Genomic DNA, 13,355 nt, shown 5'->3' with positions numbered 1-13,355 from the left:
TCCGGCGAATAACTACAGTGCGGTGACCAGCACTGACAGCGACAGGTCAAGCAGTCGCTCAACAATACTCTGCATGCGGGATCGCACGGCGATCTGCGCGTTAGTCATGTGTATCGTTAATTGCTCCTGCATCCCGACGAGCATTACCCTGATATCTTCCTCTTCCAGGTCGCCGCGCGCTCTGTCGCGTAACGCTTCCGCCAGTGTCTCGCAGGTTTCGCGGATAAACGCGTCGTTGTCCGTCAGACCCTGTTGAAACAGCGCCAGACACTCTCCTCCGACAATCTCCCCGGCCTGCTGGCGAAATGCCGGGCTGGCAAACGCTGCTTCCAGATCGTTTAAAATCGACATCGTACCCCTCTACTGACAAACAGAATGCGGGCGTAAGCATTCGCCATGAATGGCTTGTTGGTATGCGGCGCTCGCCTGGCGGCTGAACAGCCGGGCCTGTGCGCTGTTGAATGGCCGTTGCTGCTGCTGGAAGCGATCAGACTGCGCCTGCCAGATGTTATGCAGCGACTGAAGGTTATTCAGACGCAACGGATCGCCCAGATTTTCCGCGAACAGCCGCGCGGCGCGGTACTGCACGCGGTAATCGCGTTCGTCCAGTATTGCGTCACGGGTATCGCTCATTGTCGCGTCATCAATAAATTGCATATGCAGCGCCTGCAACATCACCAGCTGACGATGGGCATCTCCGTTATAGCTTCCCGTCATGGAACAGGCGGCCAGCAACAGCAGGGGAAATAAGAAAGCAATTCGGATATAGCGGATAACAGGCATGACCGTGGCTCAGGCAAGCGGTGGATGACGTCCAGAATAGCGCAAGCCAGGAGTGATAAGTGAGTAAAAAAGAGGCAAAGTTATGCGCCCTGAAGAGAATCGACAGGGCGCAGGGGGATTATTTCAGCATCGGCTTCAGGAAGCGCGCGGTGTGCGAGGCTTCGCACTCCGCTACTGTTTCTGGCGTGCCGGAAACGAGGATTTCGCCGCCGCCGCTACCACCTTCCGGACCGAGATCGACAATCCAGTCCGCCGTTTTAATGACGTCCAGGTTGTGCTCGATCACCACGATGGTGTTGCCCTGATCGCGCAACTGGTGCAGTACGTCCAGTAACTGCTGGATGTCGGCAAAGTGCAGACCGGTGGTTGGTTCATCGAGAATGTAGAGCGTCTGACCCGTGCCACGTTTCGACAATTCACGCGCCAGCTTAACGCGCTGCGCTTCACCGCCGGAGAGCGTGGTTGCCGACTGACCAAGGCGGATGTAGGTCAGACCCACATCCATCAGCGTTTGCAGCTTCCGCGCCAGCGCCGGAACCGCGTCAAAAAATTCACGCGCTTCTTCGATGGTCATATCCAGCACTTCGTGGATCGTCTTGCCTTTATATTTAATCTCCAGCGTTTCGCGGTTATAGCGTTTGCCTTTGCACTGGTCACACGGTACGTAGATATCCGGCAGGAAGTGCATTTCGACTTTGATCACGCCATCGCCCTGGCAGGCTTCGCAACGTCCGCCACGCACGTTAAAGCTGAAACGTCCTGGCGTATACCCGCGCGAACGGGCTTCCGGCACCCCGGCGAAAAGTTCGCGTACCGGTGTGAAAACACCGGTATAAGTCGCCGGGTTGGAACGTGGCGTACGGCCAATCGGGCTCTGGTCGATATCAATGACTTTATCAAAATGCTCCAGCCCCTGGATTTCGCGATACGGCGCCGGTTCTGCAATCGTCGCGCCATTGAGCTGGCGCTGGGCGATCGGGAACAGCGTATCGTTGATCAGCGTCGATTTACCGGAACCGGAGACTCCGGTGATACAGGTAAACAGGCCGACGGGCAGTGTCAGTGTGACGTCTTTCAGATTGTTGCCGCGTGCGCCGCTCAGCTTCAGTACTTTTTGCGGATCCGCCGGTACCCGATTTTTCGGGATTTCAATCTGGCGTTTACCGCTCATGAACTGACCAGTCAACGATTCCGGCACTGACATGATGGCGTCCAGCGTCCCTTCGGCCACCACCTGACCGCCATGTACGCCGGCACCAGGACCGATATCAATGATATGGTCTGCCGCACGTATGGCATCTTCATCATGCTCAACGACAATCACCGTATTGCCCAGGTTACGCAGATGGATCAGCGTACCGAGCAGGCGTTCGTTGTCGCGCTGATGCAGGCCGATAGAAGGCTCATCCAGCACGTACATCACGCCGACCAGCCCTGCGCCGATCTGGCTTGCCAGACGAATACGCTGCGCCTCGCCGCCAGACAGCGTTTCCGCTGAGCGGGAAAGCGTCAGGTAGTTCAGCCCGACGTTGACCAGAAACTTCAGGCGATCACCAATTTCTTTCAGTACTTTTTCGGCAATTTGCGCGCGTTGACCGGACAGCTTCAGGTTATTGAAGAAGTCCATCGCATGGCCGATGCTCATGTCGGAAATGGTCGGCAGCGGCGTGTTTTCAACAAATACGTGGCGTGCTTCACGGCGCAGGCGCGTACCATCGCAGGTGGCGCAAGGGCGGTTGCTGATGAATTTCGCCAGCTCTTCGCGAACGGCGCTGGATTCGGTCTCTTTATAGCGGCGTTCCATGTTATGCAGAACGCCTTCGAACGGATGGCGGCGAATTGAGGTGTCGCCACGGTCGTTCATGTATTTGAATTCAATAGACTCTTTACCGGAACCGAACAGCACCACTTTATGTACGGATGGGTTCAGGCTGCCCCATGGCGCGTCCACATCGAATTTGTAGTGGTCCGCCAGTGACTTCAGCATCTGGAAATAGTAAAAGTTACGGCGATCCCAGCCGCGGATCGCGCCACCTGCCAGTGACAGCTCCGGGTTCTGGATCACGCGATCCGGATCGAAATATTGTTGTACGCCGAGGCCGTCACAAGTCGGGCAGGCGCCCGCCGGGTTGTTGAACGAAAACAGGCGAGGCTCCAGCTCACGCATGCTGTAACCGCAAATTGGGCAGGCGAAGTTGGCAGAGAAGAGCAGTTCTTCCGCTTTTTCATCGTCCATGTCGGCGACGACCGCTGTGCCACCGGACAGTTCCAGTGCGGTTTCGAATGATTCAGCCAGACGCTGCGCCAGATCGCCACGAACTTTAAAACGATCAACTACCACTTCGATAGTGTGTTTCTTTTGTAATTCCAGTTTCGGTGGATCAGAAAGATCACACACTTCGCCGTCGATACGGGCGCGGATATACCCCTGGCTCGCCAGGTTTTCCAGCGTTTTGGTGTGTTCGCCTTTACGTTCTTTAATGATTGGTGCCAGCAGCATCAGGCGTTTGCCTTCTGGCTGCGACAGCACGTTATCCACCATCTGGCTGACGGTCTGCGCAGCCAGCGGCACGTCGTGATCCGGGCAGCGTGGCTCCCCGACGCGGGCGTACAGCAGACGCAGATAATCGTGGATTTCCGTGATCGTCCCCACTGTCGAGCGTGGGTTGTGCGAGGTCGATTTTTGCTCAATGGAGATCGCGGGCGACAGGCCTTCGATATGATCGACGTCCGGTTTTTCCATCAACGACAGAAACTGGCGCGCGTAGGCTGACAGCGACTCAACATAGCGTCGCTGCCCTTCGGCATACAGCGTGTCAAAAGCCAGTGAAGATTTGCCTGATCCCGACAGCCCGGTGACGACAATCAGTTTGTCGCGGGGGATGACGAGGTTGATATTCTTGAGATTATGGGTGCGGGCGCCCCGAACTTCGATCTTATCCATTCACCTTTCCCGGTAGAGACTCGGAATGCCTGGTTTGCTTGAAGGACAAACGGCAGAAACGGCTAATTATGACACAATTAAACCTGTTTGAATATACAGTATTGGAATGCATCTTCCCCGATTATGTGCAAAAATGATTAATGGCGCGAGATTTCTGGAATCATGCTCGCAGCTATCAAAATGTCGCTTTGTGGTGGTACAATCGCGCGTTTACACTATTTCAAAACGTATTCAGGAGACACGATCATGGCCAGCAGAGGCGTAAACAAGGTGATTCTCGTCGGTAATCTGGGCCAGGACCCGGAAGTACGCTACATGCCGAATGGTGGTGCAGTTGCCAACATTACGCTGGCTACTTCCGAATCCTGGCGTGACAAGCAGACCGGGGAAATGAAAGAGCAGACGGAATGGCACCGTGTTGTGCTGTTCGGCAAACTGGCTGAAGTTGCCAGCGAATATCTGCGTAAAGGTTCTCAGGTCTACATTGAAGGTCAGTTGCGCACCCGCAAATGGACCGATCAGTCTGGCGTCGAAAAATACACCACGGAAGTAGTGGTGAACGTTGGCGGTACCATGCAGATGCTGGGTGGACGTCAGCAGGGTGCTGGCGCACCGGCAGGTGGTGGTCAGCAGCAACAGGGCGGTTGGGGTCAGCCTCAGCAGCCGCAGGGTGGCGCACAGTTCAGCGGTGGCGCGCAGTCTCGTCCGCAGCAGCAATCTGCTCCGGCGCCGTCTAACGAACCGCCGATGGATTTCGACGACGACATCCCGTTCTGATACCGTTATTGCGGTCACCAGACAAAAAAAGCGCTTCCATCGGGAAGCGCTTTTTTTATCAGGTTAATACCATCGGCCATTCCGGTGGCGCCTGGTTCATCACTTCAATCATCACATCTTTAATGTTGCCCCAAATGGTGACGATATCCACCAGTGTAATGCCCAGCAAACCCGTTGCAAACCAGCAGGCGGCGGCAACGCCGAGACCGCTGCAAATGACGGCCAGCCCGGCATAGTCGGATTTACGTAACTGAATGTTGAGCGTACTGGCTAAGAACATTAACACTGCACTGAAAAGCGGCCAGCGCAACAGCACAACGCCGGTAGTGATCGATGCCATGAATCTTTCCTCAGAAGAACGGTTGCCTTTGACAGCGCGAACGTCATTGCAGGCTGGCTATCTCAGGGCATTTAGTGACTAAATGAAACGGAATTTCTTTTGCATTATGATGTGTGAACTATATCACATTTGTTGTTTTATTCGCCAGTTCAAAAAGTGACTTTTTTTGCCGGTTAAATTTGCGAGGCGTCACGGGAACAGAGAATATATTCTCCGTTGACTATTGCTTTTATTTACCTCCCTTTCATGCCAATTCAGAGAGATAGCCAAATCTGTACACGCGCAGTGCCGTTGTACAATATTTACAGGGCCAGTCGGCTGGATTATGCTGTCGTGGACAGTTATTTTTACTTGCAATAAGGCAATCAGCGGCTGGATTTACTGGGTTGTTTTGATTTCTTGTAAGTATTGCTGAACACCTTTCTCGTGGTTGTATTAACTCCTGAACATTTGCTGCGCAAATACTTTGCGTAGGCTGGATCGACGTCTGATTTTCATTGCAGGTTTATTCCGTTCCTTCAACCTGTGATTGATAAAATGAATAATGACACACTGCACACCGCAATAAATGATGCCGCTTTAGGGCTGCATATGCTGGCGCAACTGATGCCTGGATTATCCACGCATCAACCGCTGCGCCCGTTACTTTTTACCATCAACACCGCGCTGGGCGCATGCCTGACGTGGACGATGATCGACGATGGCAAGGAGCCACGGCTGGAGGTCGCCGGTGACCTTGAGTGTAACCATCATCACGTCGTGCGCCTGCTGGCGTTATCCAGGCTTGAAGCCGAACGTAGCTGGCGCATCCGTTACTGGCGAAACGAGGCAGGCAGGCTGCTTTATCCGGACTCTCATCCTGACGCCGGAATAATAAAAAGCGCGGCGTTATGCAAAATTCCTTTACAGAGCGCCAGCCACAGTAATTATTTATTTGTCGCCTTTCCTTATTCGCAGACATCCTCCTCAGTGATTAAAAGCATTGCTATTATTCTGGCGGAAAAACTGAAAGGCTACCTTTCTGATGTAATTCTTAAAGAGCGTACTGCCAGTGAATTAAATGCCATCATGGTGAGATATAAAGTCATGTTAGACTGCGCACCAATTTTATTAAATTCATTCGATGCCCGTCGGCGATGCATATTATGGAATCGGGCCTGCGAGCGATCGTTTGGCTGGACACAAAATGACATTAATTGTTACGCCGATCCGCTGGAATTATTTTACCCTGACCCGGCTATGCGTGAGCAGGTACGACTTTCCTTTAGCCCGTTCAATGACACGCCAGTGACGGAAATGCACACCCGCTACCCGGTACGGCGTGATGGCGCAACGCTGACAACGCTCTGGTCTAATATTACGATGGGTGACGGTACGATACTGAATATTGGCGTGGATGTGACAGGTTTAAAAAAAGCTAACACGCCACGTCTTTAACGTAAATGAGATTTGACCCTTAATAAAAACGTCAGCCTGTCTCCCTGTTTGCCTTACGGTGGAATAAAATCGTCATAACGGAATATCAGGAATATGGAACAAAAAGACGGTTGCTAATGTTGTTTGATTCATGCAACGTAATCACCTGCAATTGAAGCCATGGGCCTGATCTTCAGGCGTACTGAAAACAGGGATATCGGGCTGGATGAATCGTAGGGTGCGAGACAAGGTGCTGCGTGTTGTCGGCGTTATCATGGTGGTATTGTTACCCGTGATGCTGGCGCTTTGGTTTGCGCAAATACGCGCCATGTCAGAAACCACCGGTCAGCTACAGACGTTTGCGCAGCTTGCGCTCGATAAAACCGATATTGTTATCCGCGAGGCAGAAGAGACCCGTAGCGAAGCGGAAAAATATCGTGGCGCTGCCTGCACGCCGCAGCATCAACAGGCGATGCTTAATCTTGTTCGCGGACGGTTGTACGTAACGGATTTAATCTATGCCCGGGGCAATCAGTTCCTGTGTTCGACCGTCTTTCGTCCGGCGCAGCCGTTTGTCATGCCGCAGCCGAATTATCAGAAAAAGCCTAATCTCTCGGTTTATTACTATCGCGATACGCCGTTTTATTCCGGTTATTCGATGATCTACATGCAGCGGGATAATTATGTCGCGGTGGTAAACCCGCTGTCTTATAGCGAAGTGATTTCAGAAGATACCTCGCTGAGCTACGGCGTTTACGACACTAAAACCCATTCCTTTTTCTCAGTCAGCGCCACGTCGGATCCGCTGACATTACGCCCGTTAATTCGTGACAGTAATGCGTCATTCCGCAAGGAGGGGCGTTTTTATACGGTCGTGCATTCTGATCGTCGTCCCGTTGCGGTTATCGTCTCGACGCAGGATCGTCGTTATTACGAAAACCTCTGGCATCAGGTGACGTTAACGCTGCCATTAGGGGGAATCTGCAGCATACTCATTTTACTGGTCTGGTCGCGCACTCGTCGGCAAATAAATTCGCCACGGCGCAAACTCCAGCGTGCGCTTAATAAGCGTCAGTTGCGCCTGCATTATCAGCCGATCATGGATATTAAAAATAACTGCTGTGTGGGTGCCGAAGCACTGTTGCGCTGGCCGGGATTCAATGGCCAGGTAATGAGCCCGACAGAATTTATTCCGCTCGCCGAAAAAGAGGCGTTGATAGAGCAGGTGACTGATTACGTGGTAGAAGAGATGTTTGCGGAGATGGGGCAATTTCTGGCAACACACCCGCAGCTTTATGTCTCCATTAATCTTTCCGCGTCGGATTTTCACTCTTCACGACTGATTGCGCTGATCTCAGAAAAAGCACAAGCCCATAACGTGCGTGCGCAACAAATTAAAATCGAAGTTACCGAGCGCGGGTTTATTGATGTGCCGAAAACCACACCGGTGATCCAGGCGTTTCGCCAGGCGGGTTATGAAGTGGCGATCGATGACTTTGGTACCGGTTATTCCAACCTGCACAACCTCTATTCGCTGAACGTTGATATTCTTAAAATCGATAAATCATTCATCGATACGCTTACCACTAACAGCACCAGTCATCTGATCGCGGAGCATATCATAGAGATGGCGCAAAGCTTGCGACTGAAAACCATTGCTGAAGGCGTCGAAACCGGAGAGCAGGTCTCGTGGCTGGCAAAGCGGGGCGTGCAGTTCTGTCAGGGGTGGCATTTCGCGAAAGCGATGCCACCGCAAGAATTTATGCAGTGGCTTGATGTTTCGACGTGTCAGGTCAGCCGGATGATGCCTCAGGCAGAGATCTGATGGCGGTAGTCGCTCGGCGTGCGATCGAACTCGCGACGAAACACCCGGGAGAACGTTTGTTGCGAGACGTAGCCTAAATCCATCGCGATATCAAAGATAGGGCGTTGCGTGGTGCGCAGTGCCTCCGCCGCCAGCAGCAGCCTGCGCTGGCGTATGTAATCCCCCAGCGTCTGGTGCGTCACGGTGCGGAACATTCGTTGCAGATACCACTTCGAGTAACCTGATTTTTTTGCGACTACATCAATGTTAAGCGGTTGATCGATATGTTCATCAATCCATTCAATAAGCGTTTGAATAATATCCTGATGGGACATACAGGGCCTCTTTTTGCATTTTTCGATTCGTCGTACTGTCTGAAGGCGAGTATAATTCCTCAAGTTAACTTGAGGTAAAGCGCTTTATGGAAAAGAAATCACCCCGCATAAAATCTCTGCTGACACCCGGCGAAGTGGCAAAGCGAAGCGGTGTTGCCGTTTCTGCGCTGCATTTCTATGAAAGCAAAGGGCTTATCAAAAGTACGCGCAACGCCGGAAACCAACGCCGATACCGTCGTGACGTGCTGCGTCATGTGGCCATCATCAAGATTGCGCAGCGCATCGGCATTCCGCTATCGACCATCGGCGAGGCGTTTGGCGTCCTGCCGGAAGGGCACCGACTGAGCGCCAAAGAGTGGAAGCAGCTTTCTTCACAATGGCGTGAGGAACTAAACAGTCGCATTCACACGCTGGTGGCGCTGCGTGATCAACTGGACGGCTGCATTGGTTGCGGTTGCCTGTCGCGCACTGACTGCCCGCTGCGAAACCCTGGCGATAAACTCGGCGAGAAGGGGCCGGGCGCGCACTTTCCGGAAGACGAATAAAAAACTAAAGCGCCACGAAGGGCGCTTTAGTCGTTCCGGTCTTTGTCTTTCGCTCTATCCCGTTGAGTCACGGGAGGGTTTCCCCCGACATCAGCACCCCTCATCGTCTCATCAGGGGTTGGAGGTTCCGGTTTGTGCTGACACTTTAAGTCTATGCCATGGCAGCTTCCTCGCCATAAAAACGGGCAACTTTTTCGCCGAAAATTTTCCGCCATTCGCTCGCTGTTTCTATAGTTAATTTGAACGAATTTTCTAAGAGGCTGTGAGACATGTTGATTGTGCACCATCTGAATCAGTCGCGTTCGCAACGAGTACTCTGGGCGCTGGAAGAGTTGAATATGCCTTACCAGATTGTCCGCTACCAGCGTGAGCCGGATATGCAGGCACCAGCCGCACTGAAGAAAGTTCATCCGCTGGGAAAATCCCCGGTACTGGAAGATAACGGGCATATCATTGCCGAATCCGGCGCGATCCTTGAATACCTTCAGGAGCGTTACGACAAAAGCCACCAGTTCCGGCCACAGGAAGAGATTGAGAAGTTGCAGTATCGCTTCTGGCTTCACTACGCGGAAGGGTCGCTGATGCCGCTCCTGCTGATGAAACTGATCTTTAGCCAGTTGGGTAAACCGCCGGTGCCGTTTGGTCTGCGTTCCCTGGGCAAAGTGCTCGGGCAGGGTGTACAGAAAGCCTATCTCAACAAGCAAATCGCCACTCACGCCAGTTTTATTGAATTGCAGCTTGCCAGCCGCCCGTGGTTTGCCGGAGAGCAACTCAGCATGGCGGATATTCAGATGAGCTTCCCGCTCTTTGCGCTCCTGTCACGTGGCGGTATCAATGCGCTACCCAACATTGCGGCATGGAAAAAACGCATTGAAATGCGTCCGGCATGGCAGCGGGCTATTCAACAGGGAGGTCCGTTTGAGATCCCCGGCGAGTAATTTTTGCCTGAAAAGCAGGCAGAAATGTTGCCAGATTGCGCATCAACGATAACGTTTGCGCATCTTCTGGCGGTTTCTTCAACAGCGGCGGGGATTTTTGGCGAAATGGCGCAAACTTCTGTTGAAAATGGCCTGCTAAAAGCCAGATAATCGTTTGCCTTTTTTGACTAGCCGTTTTGTCAGCGCGGAGTTAAACGTTTGCGTTTTCCCGGCACCCCTTGCCGCGAGGCTGCACATGGACAACGTTTAACTGGCAGTGGATGTTCCACCACGCCGACAGACGAACGATAAGATAAAAACTCTTAGGGGATGTTTTCTATGTCTACGCCTTCTGCGCGTACCGGCGGTTCACTTGACGCCTGGTTTAAAATTTCTGCTCGTGGCAGTACCGTGCGTCAGGAAATCGTTGCCGGTCTGACGACCTTTCTGGCGATGGTGTATTCCGTGATTGTGGTGCCGGGCATGCTCGGCAAAGCCGGTTTCCCGCCTGCCGCGGTGTTTGTCGCTACCTGTCTGGTTGCCGGTGTCGGTTCGCTGGTGATGGGGTTGTGGGCGAATCTGCCGCTGGCTATTGGCTGCGCTATTTCGCTGACAGCGTTTACCGCGTTCAGCCTGGTGCTGGGGCAGCAAATCAGCATTCCGGTGGCGCTCGGTGCTGTCTTCCTGATGGGGGTGCTGTTCACCATCATTTCTGCCACCGGTATTCGTAGCTGGATCCTGCGCAATCTGCCGCAGGGGATCGCGCACGGCACCGGTATCGGTATCGGCCTGTTCCTGTTGCTGATCGCAGCGAACGGCGTAGGTCTGGTGATCAAAAACCCGCTGGATGGTCTGCCAGTTTCTCTCGGCCATTTCGCCAGTTTCCCGGTGATCATGTCGCTGGTTGGTCTGGCGGTGATTATTGGTCTCGAAAAAATGAAAGTGCCTGGCGGCATTCTGCTGACCATCATCGGCGTTTCCATCGTCGGTCTGATTTTCGATCCAAATGTGCATTTCTCTGGCTTCTTCGCCATGCCATCGCTGAGCGATGAAAGTGGTAAATCACTGATTGGCAGCCTGGATATCATGGGTGCGCTGAGCCCGGTGGTGTTACCGAGTGTACTGGCGTTGGTGATGACGGCGGTATTTGACGCGACGGGCACCATCCGTGCAGTGGCGGGTCAGGCGAATCTGCTGGATAAAGACGGTCAGATAATTAACGGTGGCAAGGCACTGACTACTGACTCCCTGAGCAGCGTGTTCTCGGCGGTTGTCGGCGCAGCGCCAGCAGCGGTGTATATCGAATCCGCAGCCGGTACGGCAGCGGGTGGTAAGACTGGTCTGACGGCGATTACTGTCGGCGTGCTGTTCCTGCTGATCCTGTTCCTGTCTCCGCTCTCTTATCTGGTGCCGGCTTACGCAACGGCGCCTGCACTGATGTACGTTGGTCTGCTGATGCTGAGCAACGTAGCGAAAATCGATTTCAATGATTTCGTCGATGCAATGGCTGGGCTTATCACCGCGGTGTTTATCGTGCTCACCTGTAACATCGTTACCGGGATCATGATCGGCTTCGCGACGCTGGTGATTGGCCGCGTGGTGTCTGGTGAATGGCGCAAGCTGAACATCGGCACCGTGGTGATTGCTCTCGCGCTGGTGATCTTCTACGCGGGCGGCTGGGCGATTTAACTCGTTATCGCGTCAGGATGAAGGGTGGCTCAGGCCGCCCTTTTTGCTTTTCGGGCACATCCTGTTTCCCTTGCGTTGATTATCATGTTTTATTATCAGACATGGACTGTCTGTCTGAAGTACCGCTTATAAGAAAACATCGCACACAGGGATAGCATGGAAATTTTCTTTACCATACTGATTATGACCCTCGTGGTCTCACTGTCGGGGGTAGTGACTCGTGTTCTGCCCTTTCAGGTACCGCTGCCGCTGATGCAAATCGCCATTGGCGCACTGCTGGCATGGCCGACGTTCGGCCTTCACGTTGAATTCGATCCAGAACTGTTTCTGGTGCTGTTCATTCCGCCGCTGCTGTTTGCGGATGGCTGGAAAACGCCGACCCGCGAATTTCTTGAGCACGGGCGCGAGATCTTAGGACTGGCGCTGGCGCTGGTATTAGTGACCGTGGTGGGGATTGGCTTCCTGATCTACTGGATGGTGCCGGGCATTCCGCTGGTCCCCGCGTTTGCGCTGGCGGCGGTGTTGTCGCCGACCGATGCGGTGGCGCTCTCAGGGATCGTCGGCGAAGGGCGCATTCCCAAGAAAATCATGGGCATTCTTCAGGGCGAAGCGTTGATGAACGACGCATCAGGCCTGGTGTCACTGAAATTCGCTGTCGCCGTGGCGATGGGTACGATGGTATTTACCATCGGCGGCGCGACGGTAGAATTCCTTAAAGTGGCGATTGGCGGCATCCTCGCCGGGTTTATCGTCAGCTGGCTGTATGGCCGTTCGCTGCGTTTTCTCAGCCGCTGGGGTGGTGATGAACCTGCAACGCAAATCGTTCTGCTGTTCCTGCTGCCGTTCGCTTCTTACCTGATCGCGGAACATATTGGTGTCTCCGGCATTCTGGCGGCAGTGGCCGCAGGGATGACCATCACCCGTTCTGGCGTCATGCGTACCGCGCCGCTGGCAATGCGCCTGCGTGCCAACAGTACCTGGGCGATGCTGGAGTTTGTCTTTAACGGCATGGTGTTCCTGCTGTTGGGCCTGCAATTCCCCGGCATTCTGGAATCGTCGCTGGTGGCGGCAGAGGCCGATCCGAACGTCGAACTGTGGATGCTGTTCACCGATATCATTCTGATTTATGTCGCGCTGATGCTGGTGCGTTTTGGCTGGTTGTGGACGATGCAGCGTTTCAGCCAGCGATTCCTGAAGAAAAAGCCGATGGAGTTCGGGTCATGGACTACCCGTGAGCTGCTGATTGCTTCGTTTGCGGGCGTGCGCGGGGCGATTACGCTGGCCGGTGTGCTCTCAATCCCACTGCTGTTGCCGAATGGCGAAGTCTTCCCGGCGCGCTATGAGCTGGTATTCCTCGCCGCCGGGGTGATCCTCTTTTCGCTGTTTGTCGGCGTCGTGATGCTGCCGATCCTGTTGCAGCACATTGAGTCAGGCGACCACACCCGGCAGCGCGAAGAAGAACGTCTGGCGCGGGCGGCGACCGCCGAAGTGGCGATTGTCTCGATTCAGAAGATGGAAGAGCGCATGGCGGCGGATGCCGAAGAGAATATTGATAATCAGCTGCTGACGGAGGTCAGTTCGCGTGTCATCGGTAACCTGCGACGCCGAGCGGACGGGCGTAACGATGTCGAAACGTCGCGGCAGGAAGAGCAACTAGAACGCCGGTTCCGCCTGGCAGCGCTCCGTTCCGAACGCGGGGAATTGTACCATCTGCGCGCCACCCGGCAGATCAGCAACGAAACGCTGCAAAAACTGCTGCACGATCTCGACCTGCTGGAAGCGCTGCTGGTAGAAGATCGGTAGCC

At 53.8% G+C, this 13,355-nt stretch carries 13 protein-coding genes; 8 read left to right on the top strand and 5 right to left on the bottom strand.

Annotated features, from left to right (window positions below; all coding sequences use genetic code 11):
- Positions 1 to 12 precede the first annotated feature (12 nt).
- The 3 genes from GTGU_RS14490 to uvrA all read right to left on the bottom strand — a co-directional run bounded on the left by GTGU_RS14490 (position 13) and on the right by uvrA (position 3,727).
- A complete protein-coding gene (locus GTGU_RS14490) occupies positions 13 to 351 on the bottom strand; it encodes a hypothetical protein (protein ID WP_038158364.1) in 339 nt (112 codons plus the stop codon).
- Positions 352 to 360: 9 nt separating this feature from the next.
- A complete protein-coding gene (locus tag GTGU_RS14485) occupies positions 361 to 783 on the bottom strand; it encodes a hypothetical protein (RefSeq protein WP_038158362.1) in 423 nt (140 codons plus the stop codon).
- A gap of 118 nt (positions 784 to 901) precedes the next feature.
- Positions 902 to 3,727, bottom strand: coding sequence for an excinuclease ABC subunit UvrA (gene uvrA / locus GTGU_RS14480; protein WP_038158360.1), 2,826 nt, complete (start codon positions 3,725 to 3,727; stop codon positions 902 to 904).
- Between the two features lie 246 nt (positions 3,728 to 3,973).
- Here uvrA and ssb1 point away from each other — a divergent pair, with 246 nt between their 5' ends.
- Entirely contained in the window at positions 3,974 to 4,504 is a 531-nt protein-coding gene (ssb1, locus tag GTGU_RS14475) for a single-stranded DNA-binding protein SSB1 (RefSeq protein ID WP_038158358.1), read from the top strand.
- Positions 4,505 to 4,562: 58 nt separating this feature from the next.
- Here the strand turns inward: ssb1 and GTGU_RS14470 are convergent, their stop codons facing one another.
- On the bottom strand, positions 4,563 to 4,844 hold the full coding sequence (locus tag GTGU_RS14470; protein ID WP_038158356.1) for a YjcB family protein: 282 nt from the start codon (positions 4,842 to 4,844) through the stop codon (positions 4,563 to 4,565).
- A 537-nt stretch (positions 4,845 to 5,381) separates the two neighbouring features.
- On the opposite strand from GTGU_RS14470, the gene GTGU_RS14465 reads away from it, so the two are divergent.
- On the top strand, positions 5,382 to 6,281 hold the full coding sequence (locus tag GTGU_RS14465; RefSeq protein ID WP_156964185.1) for a PAS domain-containing protein: 900 nt from the start codon (positions 5,382 to 5,384) through the stop codon (positions 6,279 to 6,281).
- A 205-nt stretch (positions 6,282 to 6,486) separates the two neighbouring features.
- Positions 6,487 to 8,085, top strand: a complete 1,599-nt coding sequence (locus tag GTGU_RS14460; RefSeq protein WP_038158354.1) for an EAL domain-containing protein — start codon at positions 6,487 to 6,489, stop codon at positions 8,083 to 8,085.
- On the opposite strand, the gene soxS is transcribed toward GTGU_RS14460, so the two are convergent.
- The gene (gene soxS, locus GTGU_RS14455) at positions 8,070 to 8,399 is read right to left on the bottom strand and encodes a superoxide response transcriptional regulator SoxS (protein WP_015368734.1); all 330 of its coding nucleotides are present in this window, start codon (positions 8,397 to 8,399) and stop codon (positions 8,070 to 8,072) included. The two genes, GTGU_RS14460 and soxS, sit on opposite strands and share 16 nt — an antisense overlap.
- 86 nt (positions 8,400 to 8,485) lie before the next feature.
- Between soxS and soxR the strand changes: the two genes are divergently transcribed.
- The 5 genes from soxR (at position 8,486) to GTGU_RS14435 (ending at position 13,353) form a co-directional block, all read left to right on the top strand.
- Positions 8,486 to 8,944 (top strand): redox-sensitive transcriptional activator SoxR, encoded by a 459-nt coding sequence (soxR, locus tag GTGU_RS14450; protein WP_038158349.1) that lies wholly within the window; start codon positions 8,486 to 8,488, stop codon positions 8,942 to 8,944.
- Positions 8,945 to 9,213: 269 nt separating this feature from the next.
- Entirely contained in the window at positions 9,214 to 9,882 is a 669-nt protein-coding gene (locus tag GTGU_RS14445) for a glutathione S-transferase family protein (protein ID WP_038158348.1), read from the top strand.
- Positions 9,883 to 9,885: 3 nt separating this feature from the next.
- Positions 9,886 to 10,032, top strand: coding sequence for a hypothetical protein (locus tag GTGU_RS25795; protein ID WP_156964184.1), 147 nt, complete (start codon positions 9,886 to 9,888; stop codon positions 10,030 to 10,032).
- 168 nt (positions 10,033 to 10,200) lie between these two features.
- Positions 10,201 to 11,550, top strand: a complete 1,350-nt coding sequence (locus tag GTGU_RS14440; RefSeq protein WP_038158346.1) for an NCS2 family permease — start codon at positions 10,201 to 10,203, stop codon at positions 11,548 to 11,550.
- Positions 11,551 to 11,706: 156 nt separating this feature from the next.
- On the top strand, positions 11,707 to 13,353 hold the full coding sequence (locus GTGU_RS14435; protein ID WP_038158344.1) for a Na+/H+ antiporter: 1,647 nt from the start codon (positions 11,707 to 11,709) through the stop codon (positions 13,351 to 13,353).
- The last annotated feature ends 2 nt before the right edge of the window (positions 13,354 to 13,355 follow it).

The sequence above is a fragment of the Trabulsiella guamensis ATCC 49490 genome, assembly GCF_000734965.1.
Taxonomy (GTDB): domain Bacteria; phylum Pseudomonadota; class Gammaproteobacteria; order Enterobacterales; family Enterobacteriaceae; genus Trabulsiella; species Trabulsiella guamensis.
Note: the sequence above shows the minus strand (reverse complement) of the source record. Positions and strands in the feature narration are given on the sequence as shown.